At 53.8% G+C, this 15,908-nt stretch carries 18 protein-coding genes; 12 read left to right on the top strand and 6 right to left on the bottom strand.

What is annotated here, in order from left to right; genetic code table 11:
• Positions 1–103: 103 nt before the first annotated feature.
• Positions 104–763, top strand: a complete 660-nt coding sequence (gene yccA, locus ABIE11_RS20345) for an FtsH protease modulator YccA (protein WP_107703913.1) — start codon at positions 104–106, stop codon at positions 761–763.
• An 87-nt stretch (positions 764–850) separates the two neighbouring features.
• A complete protein-coding gene (gene tusE / locus ABIE11_RS20340) occupies positions 851–1,180 on the top strand; it encodes a sulfurtransferase TusE (protein WP_100780673.1) in 330 nt (109 codons plus the stop codon).
• On the opposite strand, the gene yccX is transcribed toward tusE, so the two are convergent.
• Positions 1,177–1,458 carry an acylphosphatase gene (yccX, locus tag ABIE11_RS20335; RefSeq protein WP_100780674.1) on the bottom strand — a complete coding sequence of 94 codons (282 nt, stop codon included), beginning with the start codon at positions 1,456–1,458 and terminating at the stop codon, positions 1,177–1,179. The two genes, tusE and yccX, sit on opposite strands and share 4 nt — an antisense overlap.
• Positions 1,459–1,552: 94 nt before the next feature.
• Between yccX and rlmI the strand changes: the two genes are divergently transcribed.
• Both rlmI and hspQ read left to right on the top strand, forming a co-directional pair.
• The gene (rlmI, locus tag ABIE11_RS20330) at positions 1,553–2,743 is read left to right on the top strand and encodes a 23S rRNA (cytosine(1962)-C(5))-methyltransferase RlmI (RefSeq protein ID WP_268196487.1); all 1,191 of its coding nucleotides are present in this window, start codon (positions 1,553–1,555) and stop codon (positions 2,741–2,743) included.
• A 60-nt stretch (positions 2,744–2,803) separates the two neighbouring features.
• Positions 2,804–3,121: a heat shock protein HspQ gene (hspQ, locus tag ABIE11_RS20325; RefSeq protein WP_100780676.1), complete on the top strand. Its 318-nt coding sequence runs from the start codon at positions 2,804–2,806 to the stop codon at positions 3,119–3,121.
• A gap of 35 nt (positions 3,122–3,156) precedes the next feature.
• Here the strand turns inward: hspQ and ABIE11_RS20320 are convergent, their stop codons facing one another.
• Positions 3,157–3,570 carry a CoA-binding protein gene (locus ABIE11_RS20320; RefSeq protein ID WP_100780677.1) on the bottom strand — a complete coding sequence of 138 codons (414 nt, stop codon included), beginning with the start codon at positions 3,568–3,570 and terminating at the stop codon, positions 3,157–3,159.
• Positions 3,571–3,743: 173 nt separating this feature from the next.
• Between ABIE11_RS20320 and csgI the strand changes: the two genes are divergently transcribed.
• Both csgI and mgsA read left to right on the top strand, forming a co-directional pair.
• Positions 3,744–4,406, top strand: a complete 663-nt coding sequence (gene csgI, locus ABIE11_RS20315) for a curli synthesis inhibitor (protein ID WP_429185254.1) — start codon at positions 3,744–3,746, stop codon at positions 4,404–4,406.
• Positions 4,407–4,494: 88 nt separating this feature from the next.
• Entirely contained in the window at positions 4,495–4,953 is a 459-nt protein-coding gene (gene mgsA / locus ABIE11_RS20310) for a methylglyoxal synthase (RefSeq protein WP_100780679.1), read from the top strand.
• A 42-nt stretch (positions 4,954–4,995) separates the two neighbouring features.
• On the opposite strand, the gene helD is transcribed toward mgsA, so the two are convergent.
• Positions 4,996–7,050, bottom strand: a complete 2,055-nt coding sequence (gene helD, locus ABIE11_RS20305; RefSeq protein ID WP_429185252.1) for a DNA helicase IV — start codon at positions 7,048–7,050, stop codon at positions 4,996–4,998.
• 123 nt (positions 7,051–7,173) lie between these two features.
• Between helD and ABIE11_RS20300 the strand changes: the two genes are divergently transcribed.
• Positions 7,174–7,620 carry a YccF domain-containing protein gene (locus ABIE11_RS20300; protein ID WP_429185250.1) on the top strand — a complete coding sequence of 149 codons (447 nt, stop codon included), beginning with the start codon at positions 7,174–7,176 and terminating at the stop codon, positions 7,618–7,620.
• Positions 7,621–7,639: 19 nt separating this feature from the next.
• A complete protein-coding gene (yccS, locus tag ABIE11_RS20295) occupies positions 7,640–9,802 on the top strand; it encodes a YccS family putative transporter (RefSeq protein WP_429185249.1) in 2,163 nt (720 codons plus the stop codon).
• Here the strand turns inward: yccS and ABIE11_RS20290 are convergent.
• Positions 9,759–10,385, bottom strand: a complete 627-nt coding sequence (locus ABIE11_RS20290; protein ID WP_100780904.1) for a TfoX/Sxy family DNA transformation protein — start codon at positions 10,383–10,385, stop codon at positions 9,759–9,761. The two genes, yccS and ABIE11_RS20290, sit on opposite strands and share 44 nt — an antisense overlap.
• 218 nt (positions 10,386–10,603) lie before the next feature.
• Here ABIE11_RS20290 and sulA point away from each other — a divergent pair, with 218 nt between their 5' ends.
• Together sulA and ompA are read left to right on the top strand one after the other, a co-directional pair.
• Positions 10,604–11,113 carry an SOS-induced cell division inhibitor SulA gene (gene sulA / locus ABIE11_RS20285; protein WP_181827581.1) on the top strand — a complete coding sequence of 170 codons (510 nt, stop codon included), beginning with the start codon at positions 10,604–10,606 and terminating at the stop codon, positions 11,111–11,113.
• 356 nt (positions 11,114–11,469) lie between these two features.
• On the top strand, positions 11,470–12,525 hold the full coding sequence (gene ompA, locus ABIE11_RS20280) for a porin OmpA (protein WP_123429141.1): 1,056 nt from the start codon (positions 11,470–11,472) through the stop codon (positions 12,523–12,525).
• A 63-nt stretch (positions 12,526–12,588) separates the two neighbouring features.
• Here ompA and matP read toward each other — a convergent pair whose 3' ends face one another.
• A complete protein-coding gene (gene matP, locus ABIE11_RS20275) occupies positions 12,589–13,041 on the bottom strand; it encodes a macrodomain Ter protein MatP (RefSeq protein ID WP_100780685.1) in 453 nt (150 codons plus the stop codon).
• Positions 13,042–13,227: 186 nt separating this feature from the next.
• Between matP and ABIE11_RS20270 the strand changes: the two genes are divergently transcribed.
• Both ABIE11_RS20270 and fabA read left to right on the top strand, forming a co-directional pair.
• Complete coding sequence (locus tag ABIE11_RS20270; protein WP_429185248.1) at positions 13,228–14,988, top strand: AAA family ATPase; 1,761 nt, start codon at positions 13,228–13,230, stop codon at positions 14,986–14,988.
• A 68-nt stretch (positions 14,989–15,056) separates the two neighbouring features.
• Positions 15,057–15,575 (top strand): bifunctional 3-hydroxydecanoyl-ACP dehydratase/trans-2-decenoyl-ACP isomerase, encoded by a 519-nt coding sequence (gene fabA / locus ABIE11_RS20265; RefSeq protein ID WP_064325594.1) that lies wholly within the window; start codon positions 15,057–15,059, stop codon positions 15,573–15,575.
• Positions 15,576–15,651: 76 nt separating this feature from the next.
• Here fabA and rmf read toward each other — a convergent pair whose 3' ends face one another.
• Positions 15,652–15,819: a ribosome modulation factor gene (rmf, locus tag ABIE11_RS20260; protein WP_100780687.1), complete on the bottom strand. Its 168-nt coding sequence runs from the start codon at positions 15,817–15,819 to the stop codon at positions 15,652–15,654.
• Positions 15,820–15,908 lie beyond the last annotated feature (89 nt).

The following is a 15,908-nucleotide window of genomic DNA, read 5'->3' as shown; positions in this document are numbered from 1 at the left end:
GCAAGCCCTAAGGTGCTGAGTAAAGATGGGTAAAACCACTTTGTAACTGGCAAGACCTTTCTTATTCTTGCCGTTAATTACATCTGTCATAAGAGAGTGACTCATGGATCGTATTATTAGTTCTTCACGCGACCGCACATCGCTACTCAGCACCCACAAAGTGCTGCGCAATACCTATTTCATGCTCAGCCTGACCCTGGCGTTTTCCGCCATGACCGCAACGGCCAGCACCGTGCTGATGCTGCCGTCTCCGGGCCTGATTCTGACGCTGGTGGGCATGTATGGTCTGATGTTCCTGACCTACAAAACCGCTGACAAACCGATTGGTATTCTGTCTGCGTTCGCTTTTACCGGCTTCCTGGGTTATATCCTGGGACCAATCCTCAACGCCTATCTGTCTGCGGGCATGGGTGATGTGATTGGCATGGCGCTGGGTGGTACGGCACTGGTGTTCTTCTGCTGCTCCGCTTACGTCCTGACGACCCGTAAAGACATGTCTTTCCTCGGCGGAATGCTGATGGCGGGTATTGTGATTGTGCTGGTCGGCATGGTGGCAAACATCTTCCTGCAGCTGCCTGCCCTGCACCTGGCGATTAGCGCGGTGTTCATCCTGATCTCCTCCGGGGCGATCCTTTATGAAACCAGCAACATCATTCACGGCGGCGAAACGAACTACATTCGCGCTACCGTGAGCCTGTATGTGTCGCTGTACAACATCTTCGTCAGCCTGTTGAGCATCCTGGGCTTCGCCAGCCGCGATTAACAGACAGTGCGTCGAATCAAGCCCCGCTTATGCGGGGCTTTGTTTTTTGGTACACTGCGCGGGTTTTCGATTGACGTGTGAATGACTATGTTGAGCTTTGAAGGTAAAGAGATAGAAACCGATAACGACGGCTATCTGAAAGAGAGCAGCCAGTGGAGCGAAGGCCTTGCCGAGGTGATTGCCGAGAAAGAGGCTATTACCCTGACGCCGGAGCACTGGGAAGTGGTGCGCTTTGTGCGCGACTTTTATCTGGAATTCAACACCTCTCCCGCCATCCGTATGCTGGTGAAGGCGATGGCCAACAAGTTTGGCGAAGAGAAAGGCAATAGCCGCTATCTGTATCGCCTGTTCCCGAAAGGGCCAGCGAAACAGGCGACCAAAATCGCCGGTTTGCCCAAGCCCGTGAAGTGTATTTAATAGCGAATACCGAAATCCACATAGTCGCGGCCGGGTTGATGCGGTTCGGTTAATACCTTTTCAACCCGCGCGCTGCGTGGCCCGCCCGCTTTCAGCCAGGCGACCAGTTTTTCGACTTGCTCAGCGTCGCCACAGGCCACCACCTCCACGCTGCCGTCATCCATATTGCGCGCATAGCCCGTCAGCCCAAGCTGTAACGCTTCGCGCTGCGTACTGTAGCGAAACCCGACGCCCTGAACGGTGCCGTGAACCCAGGCGATTGTGCAGACTTTTGACATCATCGTTCCCCTTAATCCTGTCTGGCGCGTTGCATTTCCCCACTGAACTCGGGAAAATGGCCGCCAATTCATTGAATCAACAGAATAGCAAATTATGAGTGTACGTTTAGTGTTAGCCAAAGGGCGCGAGAAATCATTATTGCGCCGTCATCCCTGGGTGTTTTCTGGTGCCGTTGCCCGCATGGAAGGGAAAGCCAGCCTCGGTGAAACCATCGATATTGTTGACCATCAGGGGAAATGGTTAGCGCGCGGCGCATACTCGCCTGCTTCACAGATCCGTGCGCGCGTCTGGAGCTTTGATAAAGACGAAACCATCGACATCGCCTTCTTCACTCGCCGTTTACAGCAGGCGCAGGAGTGGCGTGACTGGCTGGCGAAACGTGACGGGCTGGACAGCTATCGACTGATCGCCGGCGAGTCCGACGGTCTGCCGGGCGTGACCATCGACCGCTTCGGTAATTTTCTGGTGCTTCAGCTCCTGAGCGCAGGCGCAGAGTATCAGCGCGCCGCGTTAATCAGTGCCCTGCAGGGCCTTTACCCAGACTGCGCTATTTACGATCGCAGCGATGTCGCGGTGCGTAAAAAAGAGGGGATGGAGCTGACGCAAGGTCCGGTCACCGGTGAACTGCCGCCTGCCCTGCTGCCCATTGAAGAGCATGGTATGAAGCTGTACGTCGACATCCGGGGTGGCCATAAAACCGGCTATTACCTCGATCAGCGCGACAGCCGCCTGGCGACGCGCCAGTACGTTGCGAATAAACGCGTGCTGAACTGCTTCTCCTACACCGGCGGATTTGCCGTTTCGGCACTGATGGGCGGGTGCAGCCAGGTGGTCAGCGTCGACACCTCGCAGGAAGCGCTGGACGTGGCGAAACAGAACGTTGAGCTGAACAAGCTGGATCTGAGCAAAGCCGAATTTGTCCGCGATGACGTGTTCAAGCTGCTGCGCAAATACCGCGATCAGGGGGAGAAATTCGATGTCATCGTGATGGACCCGCCGAAGTTCGTGGAAAACAAAAGCCAGCTGATGGGCGCCTGCCGTGGCTATAAAGACATCAACATGCTTGCCATTCAGCTGCTCAATCCAGGCGGCATTTTGCTGACCTTCTCCTGCTCTGGCCTGATGACCACCGATTTATTTCAGAAACTGATCGCAGATGCCGCTGTAGATGCGGGCCGTGATGTACAATTTATAGAGCAGTTCCGTCAGGCGGCCGATCACCCGGTGATCGCTACCTACCCGGAAGGGCTGTATCTGAAAGGGTTTGCCTGTCGCGTCATGTAGCTTGAAAAGTGGAATGTTGCCCATACATCGGATGTAAGTAACATTTCCCGGGAGGTGACTATGATTGCCAGCAAATACGGTATCGGCCAGCAGGTGCGCCACTCCCTGTTAGGGTATCTGGGTGTGGTGGTGGATATTGACCCGGAATACTCCCTTGATGAACCGTCAGCGGATGAGCTGGCGGTAAACGCCGAGCTTCGCGCCGCACCCTGGTACCATGTGGTTATGGAAGACGACGATGGCCAGCCGGTTCACACTTATCTCGCCGAAGCGCAGTTAAGCAGTGAACTGCAAAAGGAACATCCGGAGCAGCCTTCAATGGATGAACTGGCCCAGACCATCCGCAAACAGCTCCAGGCCCCGCGCCTGCGGAACTAACCTTAAAAAAGCCCGAATCGCTCGGGCTTTTTTTATTACTTCGCCAGACCCAGACGCGGAATATCGATCGCCGGGCAGCGATCCATCACCACGTTTAATCCCGCATCGCGCGCCAGCACGGCCGCCTGTTCGTTAATCACGCCCAGCTGCATCCACAGGGTTTTCGCGCCAATGGCAATCGCCTCTTGCGCAACACCCCAGGCCGCCTCGGAGTTACGGAACACATCCACCATATCCACCTTTTCAGGCACATCCGCAAGGGTGGCGTACCCCTGCTGCCCCAGCAGAGTTTTACCCGCGACTTTTGGTGACACGGGGATGACGTGATAGCCCTGGTCGAGAAGATATTTCATCACCCGATAGCTCGGGCGATCGGGTTTATCACTGGCGCCCACCAGCGCAATGGTATGGGTGGAGGTCAGAATGCCGACAATATCGTTCTCTTTCATAATGTTTCTCCTGGCTTTTTTTTAAGTGTACGTCAAAGCACATCAGGCAACCATTCATCCCATACATCTGTATGAGGGCAAAACCCGGGAATATGTCTATATGTTAGTAAACGTGTTTATCGAAAAATTTAGATACATTATTACGACGAAAGACTTTTCGACAGGAGCATCCTATGAAGACCGGCATTGCCTCTGCTGTGATTGCATTATTGATGCCGGTCTGCGTATATGCCACGACGCTGCGATTATCTACCGACATCGATCTGCTGGTACTGGACGGTAAAAAAGTGTCCAGTTCGCTCCTGCGCGGTGCCGACAGCATTGAGCTGGATAATGGGCCGCACCAGATCGTCTTTCGCGTCGAAAAAAACATTCGCCTCTCCAACCACGAACAACGTCTCTATATCTCCCCGCCGCTGGTGGTGAGCTTCAACACGCAAAAGATCAGTCAGGTTAATTTTAATCTACCGCGGCTGGAAACGGAAAAAGAGTCCGACGCTTTTGAGGCCACACCGAAACTGGAATTACTCGACGGCGATGCGATGCCCATTCCGGTGAAACTGGATATTCTGGCCCTCACTAAAACGCCGAAGGGGCTGGATTACGAAGCGGATACGGAGCGCTATAACAAAGCGGGTAAAACGGCGTCACTGCCGAAATTTGCTACCATGATGGCGGATGACAGCACGCTGCTGTCCGGCGTTTCGGAGCTGGACGTGATTCCGCCGCAGTCGCAGACGCTTACCGAGCAGCGCCTCAAATTCTGGTTCCAGCAGGCCGATCCCGACACCCGCACGCGATTTTTACAGTGGGCAAAGCAACAACCTTCGTCTTAAGCCGCATTTTTTTTGCCCTTTCTCTTGCAGCCTCAGGCGGTTCCCGTCATCGTGTAGCCAGTTAACCTGAACCTGACGGAAAGAGATTATGGAACTGACGACACGTACCCTGCCAGAGCGCAAACACATTGCTCTGGTCGCGCACGATCACTGCAAAAAAATGCTGCTGAACTGGGTTCAGCGCCACCAGGCGTTGCTTGAAAAGCACACCCTTTCGGCAACGGGCACCACCGGTAATCTGATCCAACGTGAAACCGGGCTGAACGTGAACGCCATGCTGAGCGGCCCGATGGGCGGCGACCAGCAGGTGGGCGCGCAGATTTCGGAAGGGAAAATTGATGTGCTGATTTTCTTCTGGGACCCGCTGAACGCGGTGCCGCACGATCCGGATGTGAAAGCCTTGCTGCGCCTGGCCACCGTCTGGAATATCCCGGTCGCCACTAACCTCTCTACGGCGGACTTTATTATTGAGTCACCGCAGTTCAACGCGCCGATTGAGATCCTGATTCCGGATTATCCGCGCTATCTGGCTGAGCGCTTGAAGTAAGTGTTTGCCGGGCGGCGGCTCCGCCTGTCCCGGCTTTTATCCTTAAGGTTTCTTCGCCACCGGCACATCGATATTCTTCAGAATCTCCACGAAGCGTGAGGGTTCGTCTTTGTTAAACAGCAGCCAGACGCGATGACGTGCGCGGGTGATGGCCACATACAGAAGACGTCGCTCTTCTGCATCCGGGAAATCCTCTACCACAGGCAGCAGCGCCTGCTCCATCACCGATTCGCGCGCCGGTGCAGGGAAGCCGTCACTCCCCTCCTGCAGCCCAAGGACAATCACGTAATCTGCCTGTTGCCCTTTGCTGGCATGGATGGTCATGAAATCGATCGTAAGTTTTGGCCAGCGCGTGGCGGCTTTCTCGAGGATCGCCGGTTTCAGATGGTGATAACGCGCCAGCACCAAAATCCGCTCCTCGGCTTTGACATACCCACTCATCTTATCCAGCAAAGGTTCCAGCTGATCCTGGGGCAACAGCGTCACCGCTTTTTTATCCCCGGCGGAGAGGCTGTTCAGCGGTTTCACCAGCTGATGGGGGTTCTGCTGAATAAAGCGGTTGGCGATTTCGCCGATGCGCGAGTTAAAACGGTACGTGGTGTCGAGATCGCTGCGGTCACCCTCGCCAAAATAGTGGTGGAACGCCGTGGTCAGCGACAGCTGCGCGCCGCTAAAGCGGTAAATTGCCTGCCAGTCATCGCCCACCGCGAAGAGTGAGGTGTGTTTGTTTTGCGCGCGCAGCGCAGCCAGCAGCGCCGCACGCTGTGGGGAGATATCCTGAAACTCGTCCACCAGAATATGCTTCCACGGACTCACGAAACGCCCCTTTTCGAGGATGATAATTGCCTGATGAATTAACCCCGAGAAATCCACAGCATTCTCTTCTTTCAGCGCTGATTTCCAGGCTTTGAGAAGCGGAGCCAGCAGTTTGACGCGTTTGGAAAACAGCGCCCGCACCTCTTCTGGCGCATTCTCAATCATCTCCGCTTGCGAACCACCGTGCATGCGCATCAGGCTCACCCAGCGATCGAGGCGTGAACCGAGACGGCGCGCCAGTTTCTCATCCTGCCAGAAACTGCCTTCCGGCACAGTCCAGTTCAACTCTTCTTCCAGCCACTGCCGCCACCCTTTTGCTTGCGCCTTTTTCTCACTGCATTGCTGTTGCCAGGTGGTGACAAACAGCGACAGCCTGGCCTGGGTGTCGTTTTCCAGCTGACTGATAACCGGCACTTTTTTGCTGCCCTGCTGAATAATATGCAGTGCCAGCGCATGGAAGGTTCGCGCGCTGATATCACGCGTGTGCAAACGTTCCTGAATGCGCTCGTCCATCTCCTGCGCCGCCTTGCGGCCAAAGGCCAGGAGCAAAATCTGATCCGCCGTTGCTTCACCTCGGGCGAGCAACCATCCGGCTCGCGCCACCAGCACAGAGGTCTTACCGCTGCCCGCGCCCGCAAGCACCAGCAGCGAGTGCTCTCCGTTCACCACCGCACGCGCCTGAGCCGGATTTAGCGGCGACGATTCGATATTTTTGAAAAAGTCAGCGTGCTGGGTCAGCATCTCATCCGTCCAGGCCTGGTTGTGCGCCAGTCGGCTTCGATCGATATCCGTCAGCCATGCTTTGCATTTGCGCCACGGTTCGCGGCAATTTTCAAACTCATCAAGACGAGAAACAGGCAGTGGCAGCGCGGTCAGCGCCTGCTGAATGCGCTGCTGCATCCCCGCCGTCTGGGCGCGGGTCAGCCATTTTTTTTGCTCCTGGCTCTGAGCGATATCCGCCAAAACCTGCTGCAATACTTGCTCGGCCACCTGACTCATCTCTGCGCTCCACTGCTGCCAGAGGGTATTCAGATGATGATGAAAGCGCTGAGTTTCAGCCCATTCCGTACCGTGCAGACGCACGACTTTATCGGCAGGCAGGACGAACTCCAGCTCGCCCCACACCAGGCCGCGCTTACAGTGAATGGCCAGCAACTGATTGAATGGAATAAGATATTCGTGGCGTTCGCCGGAAACTTTCACCCCGGCGTTGAGAAGGACAACCTTGTCGTACGGATGTTGCGCCAGGCGCTTGCCTAATGATGTTGCTTTTAGTTCCATGTCCAGCCTGATCCACGAAGTGATAGTTTGCTCATTAGTTTAACCGCCAGTTTTCAGGTGCTCCAGCCTAAAAAAACGTTACAATCATCAGGCTTTAATCATATCGAAAGGAAGTGAGGGTTTATGCGTACCGTTCTGAATATTTTGAATTTTGTCCTTGGCGGTTTTGCCACCACTCTTTCCTGGCTTTTCGCCACTCTGATCAGCATCGTGCTGATCTTCACGCTTCCCCTGACGCGTTCGTGCTGGGAGATCACCAAACTCTCGCTGGTGCCCTACGGAAATGAAGCGGTTCACGTTGATGAACTCAACCCGGACAGCAAAAGTGTGCTGATGAATACGGGCGGCACGCTGCTTAATATTTTATGGCTGATCTTCTTTGGCTGGTGGTTGTGCCTGATGCACATCGCGGTCGGGATTACCCAGTGTATTACGATTATTGGTATCCCGGTCGGTATCGCCAACTTCAAGATTGCCGCGATTGCGCTCTGGCCCGTCGGTCGCCGCGTGGTTCCCGTGGAAGTCGCCCAGGCCGCACGCGAAGCCAATGCCCGTCGTCGTTTTCAGTAAATAAGGATACGCCGCCTTTATGCTAAGCCCTTTGCTTCGCAGATACACATGGAACAGTGCCTGGCTCTATAACGTCAGGATTTTTATCGCGCTTTGCGGTGCGGCTGCCGTGCCGTGGTGGCTGGGTGAGATTAAACTCACGATCCCTCTCACTCTGGGCGTGGTAGCCGGAGCACTGGCGGATCTGGACGATCGTCTGGCCGGGCGGCTGCGTAACCTGGTGATTACGCTGATCTGCTTTTTCATCGCCTCCGCGTCTGTAGAACTGCTTTTCCCGTGGCCCTGGCTGTTTGCCCTTGGGCTGATGATCTCCACCAGCGGTTTTATTTTGCTGGGCGGGCTGGGGCAGCGCTACGCCACCATTGCTTTTGGCGCGTTGCTGATTGCAATCTATACCATGCTGGGCGTTTCCCTTTACGACCAGTGGTATCAGCAGCCCCTGCTGCTGTTGGTGGGTGCAATCTGGTATAACCTGCTGACCTTAACCGGTCACCTTATCTTTCCGATTCGCCCCTTGCAGGATAATCTCGCCCGCAGCTACGAGCAGCTGGCGCACTACCTGGAACTTAAATCCAGGCTTTTCGATCCCGACATTGAAGAAGAGAGCCAGGCGCCGCTTTACGATCTGGCGCTGGCCAACGGCCAGTTGGTTACCACGCTGAATCAAACCAAAGCCTCTCTGCTGACGCGTCTTCGTGGCGATCGCGGCCAGCGCGGCACGCGGCAAACGCTGCATTACTACTTCGTCGCCCAGGATATACACGAGCGCGCCAGTTCATCGCATATCCAGTACGCCGCGCTGCGCGAGAAGTTTCGCTATAGCGACGTGATGTTCCGCTTCCAGCGGATGCTGTCGATGCAGTCTCAGGCCTGCCAGCAACTTGCGCGATCGATTCTGTTGCGTACCCCCTACCAGCATGACCCTCGCTTCGAGCGTGCGTTCAGCCATCTTGATGCGGCACTCGACCGGGTGCAGGCCAGCGGCACATCGCCAGAACAGATGAAAGCGCTGGGGTTCTTGCTCAGCAATTTACGCGCCATCGATGCGCAGCTCGCGACAATTCAGTCTGAACAGGCGCTGTCAGCGCCGGGTAGCGAGGTCGAAAATCAGCTTGCCGATGACAGTCCGCACGGCTTCGCGGATATGTGGCTGCGGTTAAGCCGCAACTTCACACCGGAATCGGCGCTGTTCCGCCATGCCGTGAGAATGTCTGCCGTGCTGTGCGTCGGTTACGCCTTTATCCAGATAACCGGCCTGCATCACGGCTACTGGATTTTGCTCACCAGCCTGTTTGTTTGCCAGCCGAACTATAACGCCACCCGCCATCGACTGGCGCTACGCGTGATCGGCACGCTGGTCGGCGTCGCAATCGGCCTGCCGGTGCTGTACTTTGTTCCTTCCGTTGAAGGGCAACTGATCCTGATAGTCATTACGGGCGTGCTGTTCTTCGCCTTCCGTAATGTTCAGTATGCCCATGCCACCATGTTTATTACCCTGCTGGTGCTGCTGTGCTTTAACCTGCTGGGCGAAGGGTTCGAAGTCGCCCTGCCACGCGTGATCGATACGTTGATAGGCTGCGCGATTGCCTGGGCCGCGGTCAGTTTTATCTGGCCGGACTGGCGTTTTCGCAATCTGCCACGCGCCCTGGATCTCGCCATGAATGCGAACTGTCGCTATCTGGATGCGATCCTTGAGCAATACCATCAGGGCCGCGATAACCGTCTGGCGTATCGCATTGCCCGACGGGATGCCCATAACCGCGATGCAGAACTGGCGTCGGTGGTGTCAAACATGTCAACGGAGCCGCGTGCTACCGCAGAAATCCGGGAAGTCGCCTTTCGTCTGCTGTGTCTGAACCACACCTTCACCAGTTACATTTCAACGTTGGGCGCGCATCGTGAGCAGCTAACCGATCCGAACATCCTCGCTCTGTTGGATGACGCGGTATGCTACGTTGACGATGCTCTTCATCATCGTCCCGCAGACGAACCGCGCGTGCAGAGTGCCATAGACGAACTGAGCCAGCGCATTGCGCATTGCGATCCTGGTACGGATAACAAGGCGCCACTCATACTCCAACAAATCGGTCTGCTCATTGCACTTCTGCCCGAAATCTGCCGGTTGCAGCAGCAGATTGCTACCTATCGGAATGACTATCCGGCAGTACAGGAAGCGCATTAAACCACTCCGTTAGCTCCCGGCGTCTGACCGTCGGGAGCGCAGCTTCATGCGTTCCTTCTATTGCCCCCGCCAGCGCAAACAACACTCTGATCCCCAGGTTTTTATTTCTGGCCCTGATTTTCAGCCAGCACTCCTCTGCCCCTAGCGCCCTCAGCATGGTTTCACTGGTGACGCCAGCTTCGCAGAGAAGCACTTCAATTTGAAACGTCAGGTTGGGCAAATCTTTGAGTCGCCGCCTCTGATGCCGTAGAGAGCGCTCCTGACGGGCGGCTTCAAGTGCAAAACTGGAAAGTTGCAATAACCTTTCCCTGTCCTGCCATAGCCCGTCATCCACCCGGTAATAGTTCAGCAGTACAGGCCTGCCCCGTTTCAATAGGGTTAAAAATGAAGAGGACTGTTTTACACAGTACTGAGCGCTTTGTTCACAGGCACGCAGGTAAAGCTCGCCATCAGAGACCATCGCAAACACGGCTTCATTCACTGCCAGGGTATACCCGCCGAAAAGGGCACGATGATGGATTTCACCCAACGGAGAGAGGTATTCCTGGGACTTATAGATCCGTTCATAAGATATCTTTTTCATGATATTCACCATATAAATCAAACATTAACGATGTGTTTTTCTTACTACCGGATCCGTTAGCAGGAAAATAGAAAACTTATTGTCACTCGGCAAGATTATTTTGCAGGACACGCCAATATCGAACCAATTTTGCGAGACGCTTTCCGAAAATGAGGTTGATCTTTAGACGTACAGGGGTTACTGTATATTCATACAGTAACTACAGGGCTGGAATGATTATGCACACTTCAAACTATGCAAATCGCTTAACCTCTTTTTCTTCTTCCGCGGGTAATGGCGCGCAGAAAACCTCCGGGCGTGTTTCTACCGGTTTGATCAGTGAAATCGTATATCGCGAAGACCAGCCCTTGATGACGCAGCTGCTTTTATTGCCGCTTTTACAACAACTTGGTCAGCAGTCACGCTGGCAGCTGTGGCTAACCCCGCAGCAGAAATTGAGCCGCGAATGGGTACAGTCGGCGGGCCTGCCGCTCACCAAAATGATGCAAAGCAGCCTGGTTTCGCCATGTCATACGGTTGATTCGATGGTTCGCGCTTTGCGCACCGGAAATTACAGTGTGGTAATCGGTTGGTTGTCAGAGGAATTGACGGAGGAAGAGCATTTTCGTCTGGCTGAAGCTGCTGAAGAAGGTGATGCGATCGGGTTCATTATGCGCCCAATTCGTCTTGATTCTCTCGGCAGAGGACACCTGTCCGGGCTAAAAATTCACTCTAATTTGTATCATTGAGTAAATTTAAGAGTATTCCTGGAACTTTTTTTGACAGCCGTAAGTGCAAATAGTTCCCTGACTAAAAACTTCGACAACGCTTGTCTGGCGCGGTTTCCGTTAATTTTACTGCATAAAATACTCGCAAAAAATGTTAAATATTTTGTATACGGAACTTTTTTTTTCATATGCCTGACAGAGTTCACACTTGTAAGTTTTCAACTACGTTGTAGACTTTACATCGCCAGGGGTGCTCGGTCTAAGCCGAAGATATCGGTAGAGTTACTAGTTTGAGCTCGCCCCCCGGTGAAGGATTTAACCGTGATTTCTCGACGAGATCTTCATGGCGATTTTTGGATGATAACGAGGCGCAAAAAATGAAAAAGACAGCTATCGCGATTGCAGTGGCACTGGCTGGCTTCGCTACCGTAGCGCAGGCCGCTCCGAAAGATAATACCTGGTATGCAGGTGGCAAACTGGGCTGGTCTCAGTTCCACGACACTGGCTGGTACAACAGCTCCCTGAACAACGATGGCCCAACTCACGAAAGCCAGCTCGGTGCAGGTGCGTTTGGTGGCTATCAGGTTAACCCGTATGTTGGCTTTGAAATGGGTTACGACTGGTTAGGTCGTATGCCATACAAAGGCGACAACGTTAACGGCGCATTCAAAGCTCAAGGCGTACAGCTGACCGCTAAACTGGGTTACCCAGTGACTGACGATCTGGACGTTTATACTCGTCTGGGCGGCATGGTATGGCGCGCTGACTCCAGCAACAGTGTTGCTGGCGACGACCACGACACTGGTGTTTCTCCAGTATTCGCTGGTGGCGTAGAGTGGGCAATGACCCGTGACATCGCTACCCGTCTGGAATACCAGTGGGTTAACAACATCGGCGACGGTAACACCGTTGGCGTTCGTCCTGACAACGGCATGCTGAGCGTAGGTGTTTCCTACCGTTTCGGCCAGCAGGAAGATGCAGCTCCGATCGTTGCTCCAGCTCCGGCTCCAGCTCCAGAAGTACAGACCAAGCACTTCACTCTGAAGTCTGACGTTCTCTTCAACTTCAACAAAGCAACTCTGAAACCAGAAGGTCAGCAGGCACTGGATCAGCTGTACACCCAGCTGAGCAACCTCGACCCTAAAGATGGTTCTGTAGTTGTTCTGGGCTTCACCGACCGTATCGGTTCTGACGCATACAACCAGAACCTGTCCGAGAAACGTGCTCAGTCTGTAGTTGATTACCTGGTATCTAAAGGTATCCCAGCTAACAAGATCTCCCCACGTGGTATGGGCGAATCTAACCCAGTGACTGGCAATACCTGTGACAACGTGAAAGCTCGCGCTGCACTGATCGACTGCCTGGCACCAGATCGTCGCGTTGAGATCGAAGTTAAAGGTATCAAAGACGTTGTAACTCAGCCTGCGGCATAAGTTATCGTCTTATAAAAAAACCCCGCTATGCGGGGTTTTTTATTGGCTGAAGAAAATGAGAAACTATTTTTTACCCAGCATCGCCTGAAGGTCATTTTTAAGCGTAGACATCTGGCTCGCGTATTTCTCTTTATGCTCCGCATCTTCAATGAGCTGCACGATCGTTTCCGATAAGGTTTTCCCGCGCCGTTGAGCAAGCCCCGCTAATCGCTGCCAGACCATAAACTCCAGGTCGATAGACTTCTTACGCGTGTGCTGATGCTCCGCGTTGAAATGGCGTTTGCGGCGCGCACGAATGGTCTGCTTCATGCGGTTTAGCAGAGCAGGATTGATGTGTTTCTCGATCCAGCCGTTGACCTGCACCGGCTCATTTTCGAGGGTCAGCAATAGATCTACCGCTTCTTTTGCAGCACTGGCTTCGATGTAGCAGGTGATCAGCTCGCCTTCTCGATGCTTTTTGACCAGATACTTCCATTTCCAGCCGCTTTCGAGATTTTCCAGTTGTTGATATTTCATCGCGATCTCAGTGTTACCTCGTAACTATGTTCAGAATATCAGTTTTTTGGCAATCTGCTGAAAAGAAATCATATCCAGTGACCCCTTACCGCGCATTCCCCGCCTGAAATCCCTAATACCACGTGGGAATGGGTCAAGGCTTGCGGTATAATCCACCGTTTTACATCTAACTAAAAAACATCAACTTTGACCATTACGAAACTAGCATGGCGTGACCTGGTTCCTGATACTGAGAGCTATCAGGAACTGTTTGCACAGCCAGACCTCGCAAAAGAACACGACTTCATCCTTAGCGATACGCAACCGCGTTTACATTACGCGCTTGAGCAGACGTTAAGCCCATGGACAACCTCCCCCTTCATGTTATTGAAGGCGCCAGAAGAAGCTGAATACCTGGCTCTGATGGCCGATGCCGTGCGTCAATTGCAACCAGAAACGGACACCGTTTTTGGCGGACAATATCGTATCGTGGGAAGTGATGTCACTTTCGAACCCGCCACGCAGGCTGATGACAATTTTGCCGCTACCGGCGAGGTCATTACCGCCGAGTGGGCCGAAGCGGAGCAATTGTTTGGCTGTCTTCGTCACTTTAACGGTCAGCTCAGTATCCAGCCGGGCCTGGTGCACAAAGCCAACGGCGGTGTCCTGATCATCTCTCTGCGAACGCTGCTTGCACAGCCGTTGCTGTGGATGCGTCTGAAGAACATTGTGGCGCATCAGCGTTTCGACTGGATTGCCTATGATGAGTCCCGCCCGTTGCCTGTCGCCATTCCATCGATGCCTCTGTCACTGAAAGTAATTTTGACAGGCGATCGTGAGTCTCTGGCGGATTTCCAGGAGATGGAGCCGGAACTTGCCGATCAGGCCGTTTACACCGAATTTGAAGATAACATCCAGATCGCCGATGCAGACGACGTGACACAATGGTGCCAATGGGTGCTGGCCGTCGCGGCACGTTATGCTCTTCCGATCCCTGCCGCAGATGCCTGGACAGGTCTTATTCGTGAAGCTGCACGTGATACAGGCGATCAGGAAACTCTGCCGCTCTGTCCGCTGTGGATCAGCAAGCAACTGCGCGAAACGGGCGTCATTAGCGGGTCAGGTACTTTTACCGGTGAGCAGTTCGCCCAGATGCTGGCACAGCGCGAATGGCGGGAAGGGTATCTCGCGGATCGTATGCAGGACGAAATCCTGCTGGAACAGATCCTCGTGGAAACCGAAGGCGAGCGTGTGGGGCAAATCAACGCCCTGTCCGTCATTGAGTTCCCTGGTCATCCGCGTGCCTTTGGCGAACCTTCACGTATCAGCTGCGTCATCCACATTGGTGACGGCGAATTTACTGACGTTGAGCGCAAAGCCGAGCTGGGCGGGAACATTCATGCTAAAGGCATGATGATTATGCAGGCCTTCCTGATGTCACAGCTTCAGCTGGAGCAACAGTTGCCCTTCTCCGCCTCACTGACCTTTGAGCAGTCTTACAGTGAAGTGGACGGCGACAGCGCGTCTATGGCCGAGCTTTGTGCTGTTATCAGTGCGCTTGCGGATGTGCCGGTTAACCAGAGCATTGCTATCACCGGCTCTGTCGATCAGTTTGGTCGCGCTCAGCCGGTTGGCGGTCTGAATGAGAAAATCGAAGGCTTCTTCTCTATTTGCCAGCAGCGTGGATTGAGTGGCAAACAGGGCGTGATTATTCCTGCGCCAAACGCACGTCATCTGAGCCTGAGCCAGGCGGTACTGGATGCGGTGGATGCAGAGCAATTCAGTATCTGGGCCATCGACGATGTCACGGATGCGCTACCCTTACTGACAAATCAGGTCTGGGATGGCGAAGTGCAAACAACGCTGATGCAAACTATCCAGGAGCGTATCGCTCAGGCGATGCAACAGGATGCTCGTCATCGTTATCCATGGCCGTTACGCTGGTTAAGCTGGTTTAGCCCGAACTGATCGGACTTGTTCAGCGTACACGTGTTAGCTATCCTGCGTGCTTCACTAAAATAAGGCTTACTGAGAACATGGTAGATAAACGCGAATCCTATACAAAAGAAGATCTTCTTGCCTCTGGTCGTGGTGAACTGTTCGGCGCTAAAGGCCCGCAGTTACCGGCACCTAGCATGCTGATGATGGACCGTGTCGTGAAAATGACCGAAACCGGCGGCAACTTTGACAAGGGTTACGTGGAAGCGGAACTCGATATCAATCCAGACCTGTGGTTCTTCGGTTGCCACTTTATCGGCGATCCGGTAATGCCTGGCTGTTTAGGCCTGGATGCGATGTGGCAGCTGGTTGGCTTCTATCTCGGCTGGCTGGGCGGCGAAGGCAAAGGCCGCGCGCTGGGCGTGGGTGAAGTGAAATTCACCGGTCAGGTTCTGCCTTCCGCGAAGAAAGTTACCTACCGTATTCACTTCAAACGCATTGTGAACCGTCGTCTGGTGATGGGTCTGGCAGACGGCGAAGTGCTGGTTGATGGCCGTGTGATCTATACCGCCAGTGACCTGAAAGTCGGTCTGTTCCAGGACACTTCCGCGTTCTGATTTTGCTTAAGTCGGTCTTAAGCAACTAAGGCGAAACCTCCGCATGGCGGAGGTTTCTGTTTTTAAAGAGACGTTATCAAGCAAGAAGTACCCTGTCTCCGATGGCTTCTCGCCAGCCTCCCAGCCATTGTGACCTTTGATTTATCGTCTGATAAGGACACATTTCTTTTGAGCGTCCAGCAATGCCAGCCTGATAACCACGTTGATGAGCCCTTTCCAGGCGATCTCGTTTCTGTCTCTTCATGCCTCGTTTCCCTCATTCTTTGGTCTGGTGGAAAGAAAACAGTGTATGCAAAACGTGCAAACACAGATAACGAATAACCCGAATCACGC

The sequence above is a fragment of the Lelliottia sp. 489 genome, from assembly GCF_050435885.1.
In the GTDB taxonomy this organism is placed as follows: domain Bacteria; phylum Pseudomonadota; class Gammaproteobacteria; order Enterobacterales; family Enterobacteriaceae; genus Enterobacter; species Enterobacter nimipressuralis.
The sequence above is the reverse complement of the archived record's forward strand: the minus strand, read 5'-3'. Positions and strand labels throughout refer to the sequence as shown.

What these genes read in the sequence shown, in the direction of transcription:
- ABIE11_RS20320 (WP_100780677.1), bottom strand. Translation starts at nt 3,570, where the DNA reads ATGAAAGAGAACGATATTGTCGGCATTCTGACCTCCACCCATACCATT.
- matP (WP_100780685.1), bottom strand. Translation starts at nt 13,041, where the DNA reads ATGAAATATCAACAACTGGAAAATCTCGAAAGCGGCTGGAAATGGAAG.
- tusE (WP_100780673.1), top strand. Translation starts at nt 851, where the DNA reads ATGTTGAGCTTTGAAGGTAAAGAGATAGAAACCGATAACGACGGCTAT.
- helD (WP_429185252.1), bottom strand. Translation starts at nt 7,050, where the DNA reads ATGGAACTAAAAGCAACATCATTAGGCAAGCGCCTGGCGCAACATCCG.
- yccX (WP_100780674.1), bottom strand. Translation starts at nt 1,458, where the DNA reads ATGTCAAAAGTCTGCACAATCGCCTGGGTTCACGGCACCGTTCAGGGC.
- hspQ (WP_100780676.1), top strand. Translation starts at nt 2,804, where the DNA reads ATGATTGCCAGCAAATACGGTATCGGCCAGCAGGTGCGCCACTCCCTG.
- yccA (WP_107703913.1), top strand. Translation starts at nt 104, where the DNA reads ATGGATCGTATTATTAGTTCTTCACGCGACCGCACATCGCTACTCAGC.
- ABIE11_RS20290 (WP_100780904.1), bottom strand. Translation starts at nt 10,385, where the DNA reads ATGAAAAAGATATCTTATGAACGGATCTATAAGTCCCAGGAATACCTC.
- yccS (WP_429185249.1), top strand. Translation starts at nt 7,640, where the DNA reads ATGCTAAGCCCTTTGCTTCGCAGATACACATGGAACAGTGCCTGGCTC.
- rlmI (WP_268196487.1), top strand. Translation starts at nt 1,553, where the DNA reads ATGAGTGTACGTTTAGTGTTAGCCAAAGGGCGCGAGAAATCATTATTG.
- rmf (WP_100780687.1), bottom strand. Translation starts at nt 15,819, where the DNA reads ATGAAGAGACAGAAACGAGATCGCCTGGAAAGGGCTCATCAACGTGGT.
- mgsA (WP_100780679.1), top strand. Translation starts at nt 4,495, where the DNA reads ATGGAACTGACGACACGTACCCTGCCAGAGCGCAAACACATTGCTCTG.
- ompA (WP_123429141.1), top strand. Translation starts at nt 11,470, where the DNA reads ATGAAAAAGACAGCTATCGCGATTGCAGTGGCACTGGCTGGCTTCGCT.
- csgI (WP_429185254.1), top strand. Translation starts at nt 3,744, where the DNA reads ATGAAGACCGGCATTGCCTCTGCTGTGATTGCATTATTGATGCCGGTC.
- sulA (WP_181827581.1), top strand. Translation starts at nt 10,604, where the DNA reads ATGCACACTTCAAACTATGCAAATCGCTTAACCTCTTTTTCTTCTTCC.
- ABIE11_RS20300 (WP_429185250.1), top strand. Translation starts at nt 7,174, where the DNA reads ATGCGTACCGTTCTGAATATTTTGAATTTTGTCCTTGGCGGTTTTGCC.
- fabA (WP_064325594.1), top strand. Translation starts at nt 15,057, where the DNA reads ATGGTAGATAAACGCGAATCCTATACAAAAGAAGATCTTCTTGCCTCT.